1 protein-coding gene is annotated in these 2367 nt (G+C 46.8%); it reads right to left on the reverse strand.

What is annotated here, in order from left to right; translation table 11 throughout:
• Window positions 1-2367, reverse strand: a 2367-nt coding sequence (locus tag ACQY6F_RS18765; RefSeq protein WP_428776621.1) for a hypothetical protein, incomplete at both ends; no start/stop codon positions are given.

Raw genomic sequence — 2367 nt, forward strand, 5'->3', positions numbered from 1 at the left:
GAGGTGTAAAGCCTTGTGCTCGAATCTGTGCATCTAGTGCGGCATTCCGACTTCTTAAAATTGCGGGAACATCTGTTTCAGATTGAACCTCTACACGCGCGACACGACCATCACTGTATACAGCAGTTACATCTGGTCTACGGTTTGGCGCGATAGTTTTTGGATCTAACCTCAAAGCGCGATTATACCCGTGATCCAAATTAACACTTATAACATCTGGATCTTTAGCTAAAGTTATAGCCTCTCGGTATGTCCTTATCTGATGAGCTGCATCATCGCCCGTGGCCTGAGCAGTTCCTTCTATTTTTTGTTTCCACGACTTATCTATAACACGAGTACTGTCTGGAACATCGACCCTATCAGGACTCTTTCTCAATTTACTCAAGAGATTTTTATAGCCTTTAACCAGCTCAGGCATATTCTTGAGTGCAACCCTTGCCCCAACAATCAACATTCCAGTTGCTACTACTCCTAATGCAATCTTACCAGCTTTTTCAGGATCATCAATAACTCCATTTTCAACCAGAGTCGAACCAACCTTATTAAGCACATAACCTGCAGCAGCCCCAATTTCATCTCCAACCGCATATTCAATCGCCTTGCCGACCGCAAATTTAACCGGACCAGCCGCAATATCAAGCGCCATCATTGCATATTCCACGTACCATTTATCAGCCACTTTTGCTAGCTCTATAGCGCCTTCCCCTATCGTTTCTAGTACAGGTGCAGCATTGCTTGCTAGTGTTGTCAATGCATCTGGGATTGCTACAGGTCCGTTTGAAGCAACTACAACATTCGCAGCGCCTGCAGAGGCGACGGTTTGTTGTGTTAATGCATTGAGATTTAGACCTTCAAAAACTTTTTCAATCTGCGCCGCACTTGCTCCCTCTCGTTGTAGTTTCGACCTAATCTGGTTCTGCAACGACTCGGCATCTACTCCGTTAAAAATCAGGCCATATGGGGAAAAATCACTGTTAAAGCTATCTGATTTGATCAATTGCAAAGCTTCTGCAATTCCATTTTCTTTCAGAGATGCTCCAGGCAAGGAATCATTTGCAAGAGCATTTACAGCCATATTTGTAAACCTGGCATTAATTCCGAATTCTTGAAATGACCGTTCCTGATTTTTTGAAAACTCTGTCGTTCCATCCGTCAAATCAGCTAATAACCTTTCGACACCAAAGTTCTGTGGAATTGAATATGCTAAATCACCAAGGCTTGTATTGAAAATTTGTTGCTGTCCATCAATGCTAGTACTAAAGCTGAAACCTAGAGATGCAAGCTCCCCTGCAAACAACCCTTGCTGCCTACCCTGAGCAGCAAGATCTTTAGCCTGATCTATCATTAACTGGCGAGCCACCAGGGCCCCTTCATCACCAAGCAGATCCTTAATCCCCAACTCCTTCTCAAACGCACTGGCCAGTTGATGGGTGGTTTCTTCGATCATCACGCCATACAACAGCGCTGCCGATTCTGGATTGGTAAGCGCGTCTTCCACCAGAGCCGCAGACAGGTATTTGGTGCCAATATCATCACCAACTCCGGCTTCAAAAGCTCCATAAACGGCATCTTTGGCATTCAGTGCACCCATGTCCTTGCTCTTGAAGCCCTGATCGAACTCTCCATTAGCTACACTTTCATGCAACTTGTCAGCCATTGCGGGAGTAACCTGCTTATAGCTTTCTTCTAACTTATCAACAATGGCATTGTTGATGCGACGCCTTTCAACCAAGTTGGCAATTTTCTGGTTTTGTTCAGTCAGGCTCGTCGCCTGTACGATAGAGTGCCCCAGATAATTCCCCAGTTCATTACCCACACTGTTAGAGATCAAGCCAAACGCAAAATCCGGAGTATCACTAAAGCTGCCAATAGCACCGCCGGCCAGCGCCTTAAGCGCAGAACGTTGCGCGACACCTTCAAACCCACCTGTTTTGACATTTGCATCGATTACTGTGCCCACTGTGGATGCAATCGCACCCAACCAGTCATCAGTACTAAGCTCACCTTCACGCACATAGGTTTCCACCAGGCCCAGCCATGGCGTACCGTATTGCAGGAAGGTTGCCTGCAAACCTTCCGCCTGAAAAATGGGGCCAACACTACCATCGAGCTGTGACCCGCTAGGACCAGCAATATAGGCAGCGACGACACTGGTCCAACTGGTGACCTTACCATCTTTGTCCATGCTCTTAACCGCAGCAGATGCCGCCTGTAAGGCTTTGGAAGAAGTCCGGGCAATATCCGCCATAGACTTACTGATTGTCCCTGCTTTAACGGCTTGACCAAGCCCGGTAGCCGCACCCGTGCTGATGGTGAAGTTCTCAAATGGAAAATGTCGAGCCTTGATGATGGTCGCAATCCCTTTGT

The sequence above is a fragment of the Vibrio sp. genome (assembly GCF_050299255.1).
GTDB lineage: Bacteria > Pseudomonadota > Gammaproteobacteria > Enterobacterales > Vibrionaceae > Vibrio.